5 protein-coding genes are annotated in these 4,428 nt (G+C 61.4%); 4 read left to right on the top strand and 1 reads right to left on the bottom strand.

Going from position 1 to position 4,428, the window contains the following annotated elements:
• Positions 1–78 precede the first annotated feature (78 nt).
• Positions 79–1,146 carry a hypothetical protein gene (locus NW857_RS12400; RefSeq protein WP_414369121.1) on the bottom strand — a complete coding sequence of 356 codons (1,068 nt, stop codon included), beginning with the start codon at positions 1,144–1,146 and terminating at the stop codon, positions 79–81.
• 181 nt (positions 1,147–1,327) lie between these two features.
• On the opposite strand from NW857_RS12400, the gene NW857_RS12395 reads away from it, so the two are divergent.
• From NW857_RS12395 to NW857_RS12380, 4 genes are all read left to right on the top strand, one after another.
• The gene (locus NW857_RS12395) at positions 1,328–2,047 is read left to right on the top strand and encodes a pyridoxine 5'-phosphate synthase (protein WP_414369119.1); all 720 of its coding nucleotides are present in this window, start codon (positions 1,328–1,330) and stop codon (positions 2,045–2,047) included.
• 14 nt (positions 2,048–2,061) lie between these two features.
• Positions 2,062–2,694, top strand: a complete 633-nt coding sequence (locus tag NW857_RS12390; protein WP_414335991.1) for a DUF3318 domain-containing protein — start codon at positions 2,062–2,064, stop codon at positions 2,692–2,694.
• A 5-nt stretch (positions 2,695–2,699) separates the two neighbouring features.
• Entirely contained in the window at positions 2,700–3,503 is an 804-nt protein-coding gene (locus NW857_RS12385; RefSeq protein WP_414335989.1) for a biotin--[acetyl-CoA-carboxylase] ligase, read from the top strand.
• Between the two features lie 41 nt (positions 3,504–3,544).
• The coding region (locus NW857_RS12380; RefSeq protein ID WP_414369118.1) for a M23 family metallopeptidase at positions 3,545–4,428 on the top strand (884 nt) is incomplete at its 3' end.

Raw genomic sequence — 4,428 nt, 5'->3', positions numbered from 1 at the left:
CACCGGCAAAAGGCAGTGGGAGCCCATAAAGCCAAGAAGCAAGGCAAAAGCTAAGATGCCCTCGAAATGCCTGGGGGCTCAACTGCCGGAATTGAGTTTTTCCCAGTCCTGCTGATGGATGGCGATCATCTGGGCTTGAGCCTGGATAGCTGCCAACACCTCTGTCATCAGGGGCCAGTCGCTCCGCGGTGGACTGGGGTACTGCTTGAGTTTGTCGATTGTGTTGCTGAGAGCACTTTGCAGTTGTTGTAGCAGTTGATGGGTCTGTTGGGCCAAGGCTAAGGTCTCGGAGACGCGGAGGTTATTCTGACCTTGTTGATATTTCTGGAGGGCTTCCCCTCGCAAAATACTCAAGATGGCTCCTTCTCTGGCGAGGGCAGTCTGGCCACTTTTGGAGCGCTGCGGGATAATGCGCAACTGCAAAACCAGTGGCTCCCCCCGGTATACCCGTTCCACCTCTGCCTGCTGCGGCTCTCCGAGCAGCTCTGGATCCAGTGCCATCATCCGCTTCATGGAGGCGAGCAACTTCGCCCGTATGGACTCCGAAAGATCTTTGAACAGATCCCGCAAAATCCCCTGCTGACGGTAGCGCACCCGACAAGAAGCCCCCTCTTGAGGTTCCACAAAAATCTGCTCGGCTTTCTCATCCAAAGCCCGTCGCAGCATCGAGTTGAGCAACTGCTGCACCGTCTCTTCCGATTCGTCGGCGGGGACAGGCGGAGCAGTTGGCCGAGCGGAGGGGGGCTGGGTTGGCGTCAACTGCGTGGGTGGCCCCGCCACAGGAGCGGGAACCTCCCGCGTCACCCGGCTGGCTTGGGCCTGGAGGCGCAGCCGCTCCACCTCTGCCGGGTCGGGGGGATGGCTGAAGTAGTAGGCAATGAGATCCTGCTGCTGCTGAGCGGTGAGCGGGATCGGCTGGACGGAGATCTGGGAATAGGCCAGCATCTTGCTCACGTAGTCCAGCGCTGCCAAATCCTGGGGATCCACCATGCCCAAAATGAGGCTGTCGGTATCCAGGGCCACGGGCACAACCTGGTAGTAAATGCAGATCTCCACCGGCAGGTATTGGGCAATCAGGGCCGGCACCCGCGCCCGGTCAATGATTGAGTGTTGTCCCACCGCCAGAGAGGCATTTGGATCAGTCATGGCAAGCCTGGAGTGGATCCCGCACAGGCGAGACATCGCTTTCGAGCATTTTGATCATAGAGTAAAGGCTGCCTCCCCGCCGCCTGAGCCCCACAGCATCCAGGCTCGTCTGACCGGCGCAAATTGCATAATGTAATACTAGGAGCATTCTAGAATCCTTTACACCCACAGCAGTCAGGCCTTGTTAAGTCTTGGAGTTAACATCGACCACATTGCCACCCTTCGCCAGGCTCGCCGCACCGTAGAGCCGGATCCGGTGGCAGCGGCAGTGATCGCCGAGTTGGCGGGGGCAGATGGGATCACAGTGCACTTGCGCGAGGATCGCCGTCACATTCAAGATCGGGATGTGCGGCTGTTGCGGCAAACGGTGCGCACCCACCTCAACCTGGAGATGGCCGCCACCGATGAGATGGTGGCCATTGCTCTGGAGATCAAGCCCGACTACGTCACTTTGGTTCCCGAACGGCGGGAGGAGATCACCACCGAGGGGGGCCTGGATGTGGCAGGGCAGGTGGCGCGTCTTAGGGATGTGGTCGGCCAACTGCAGGGATCCGGCATTCCGGTCAGCTTGTTTATCGACCCGGATCCAGTGCAAATTGCCGCTGCCGCCCAGGTGGGGGCCCGCTGGGTGGAGCTGCACACGGGGCGCTATGCCGAAGCTGCCTCCGCAGCTCGGCGGCAGGTGGAACTTGAGCATCTGGAAAAAGGCTGCCAACAGGCCCTTCAACTGGGCCTGCGGGTGAATGCGGGACATGGTCTCACCTACTGGAATGTCGGCCCGGTGGCGCGGATCCCGGGTATGGAGGAGCTGAACATCGGCCACAGCATTATCAGCCGAGCGGTGCTGGTAGGACTGGATCGGGCGGTGCGAGAGATGCGTCAGGCGATGGGATTAAGCTGAGGAGCAGGCCCGGCATGGACTCGGAATACTACGGCTACGAAAACTACGTTCTGGAGCAGGCTGAGATCGAGCGCCTGCTGGATCTGCTGCCTGCCAGTATGCGAGAGAGCGTCAAGATCTTGCCGGCCTCGGAACGGCAGACAGTGGTGATCAAGGGCCGTCGGCAAATGCCCTGGGAACGGCAAATGCGGCTGTTTATCAAGCCCTACGAGTGGCGGCAATTTACCCCCCTGCAGCGAGCGGGGCTGTTCCTGCACAAGGTGGGCTACTACAGCCGGGCAGCCTCGCGGCAGATCGACTTTTACCTGGCCATAGCAGCTCTGGGAGGGTTGAGCTTGATCTTTGAGGCTGTGCAGCAGGATCCGGTGGGAGCAACGGTTTCGGGAGGTTTGAGTGGCTTGGCCCTCTGGCAGTTGCGCCGCGACCAAACCAACGACCGCCGTCTGTTGGCTGCCGATGCCTATGCGGTGGATCGTCTGGTGTTGCGCGGGATCCCACGGCTGCAGGCGGTGGAGGCTCTGGGGCAGGCGCTGCACGTGGAGGCCCGTCTGGAGGGGCGCTCCGGCAATGATCTACTGGACATGTTGCGCTATCAGAACCTAAAGCGGCTGGCCCAGCGTCCGGCGGAAGATATTGTGCTGAGCTGAGGGAGATGCTTTCCCCCTCGCGGCTGGGATCCCAGGTGGGCCATTGGGGCCATTACCTCCTGCAGGTGGCGGTAACCGATTCCACCAATCGGCTGCTCCTGGACTGGAGCCGCCGGTTTCCACAGCCGCTGCCGGTGGGCACGGTTTTGGTCAGCACCCGCCAACGGGCCGGGCAAGGTCAACATGGGCGGGTATGGCACTCTGAGCCGGGAGGGCTGTATCTATCGGTCTGGCTGGGATCCCCGCCCTTGCATCACTCGCTGCTGGAACTGACCCTGACCTTGGGCTGGGGTATTGCGGGCAGTCTGCGGCAAAAACTGGGGATCCCGCTGCGGCTGAAATGGCCCAACGATCTGGTGGTGGTGGGCCCGGATTCTCTGCTCAAGCTGGGGGGGATCCTGGTGCAAAGCCGCTTTGGGGGGGACGGGCAACTGCTGGGGCTGGTGGCCGGCGTGGGTGTGAATATCAACAATCCCGTGCCCGCCGGGGCGATCACCTTAGCCCACATCTTGGGATCCCGACAGTCCCTCGACCGCACCGAGATTGCCGGCTGGGTTCTGCAGGGGATGGAGCAGGGATTCCAGGTCTGGTTGCAAGAGGGATTTGGCCCCGTTCGCCCAGAGTACGAAGCCTGGATGGTTCAGTCGCAAGTCCAAGGAGCCCAGGGGGAAAGCAGCCTCACGGTCTTGGGCCTTGCCGAGGATGGGCGGGTGCGAGTACAAACACAAGGGGAGCAAGGATCCATCCTGACGCTTGCACCTGACCAAGTTCGCTTGAGCTATCACGCTCCTGTTGGCGGCGATCTGTAGCCTTTCTGGTTTTTCTTGTGTGGCCTGTGTTGAGTGCGGTGATGAAGCCTTTGGTTGCGGCAGCGCGCCTTTTCTTCCCACAAAGGCGGCGGCTGCGCTTTTGGCTGGGTCTGCTTTGGCTCTATCCCACGGCTCTGCTGGCTCAGACACAACCCAACCCTTTGCCCCCACCGCCCGTGGTGGAGCCGGCTCTGGACACGCCTGGGGCGGCAGCCCTGCTGCTGGATGGGGCCATTCCTCTACGGGGAGAAGCTCTTGAGGCGGGAACCCACCCAGAGACGGTGGTGGGCCGGGAAATGGTTATTGAGCCGAAAAAAAACCGTGGCCTGGCCACCCCCGGCAATAGCGGCACGGCGTCCTTTTCTCAACCTGAAGGTGGGGTGCCGGTGGTGCTGATGGAACGCAGCTCCGGTCGCCGCATCATCCTCACCCCAGGTGAAGAGATTCGCATTGAGGATCCCAGCCAGACCCAAGCGCCTGAACCGCCAACGCCGGAGTTACCAGAACTGGCGGCAGGTGAAGAACGACTGCTCTATCCCCTACCCCATCCGGTGCCGATTACTTCTGGGTTTGGCATGCGAATTCACCCCATTCGCGGAGAGCCGGAGTTCCATGCCGGGGTGGATTTGGGGGCCAGCCTGGGAACGCCGATCTTGGCCTCTTTGAGCGGCAAGGTGGTCACTTCGGGATCCCTGGGCGGTCTGGGGATCACCGTTGTGCTGGAGCATGCCGGCAACCAGCGCACCCGCTATGGCCATATGTCTGAATCTGCTGTGGGTGTGGGAGAAGTCGTGAAGCAGGGCACCGTAATCGGCTACGTGGGGGCAACGGGAGCGGTGACGGGGCCCCACTTGCACTTTGAGTTGTGGAAACGGACGGTGGGGCAAGGCTGGGTGGTTTTGGACGCTACCGATGACCTGCAGGT

The organism is Synechococcus sp. H55.9 (assembly GCF_047462355.1).
Taxonomy (GTDB): Bacteria; Cyanobacteriota; Cyanobacteriia; order Thermostichales; family Thermostichaceae; genus Thermostichus.
This window is presented reverse-complemented; position numbering and strand designations above follow the sequence as displayed.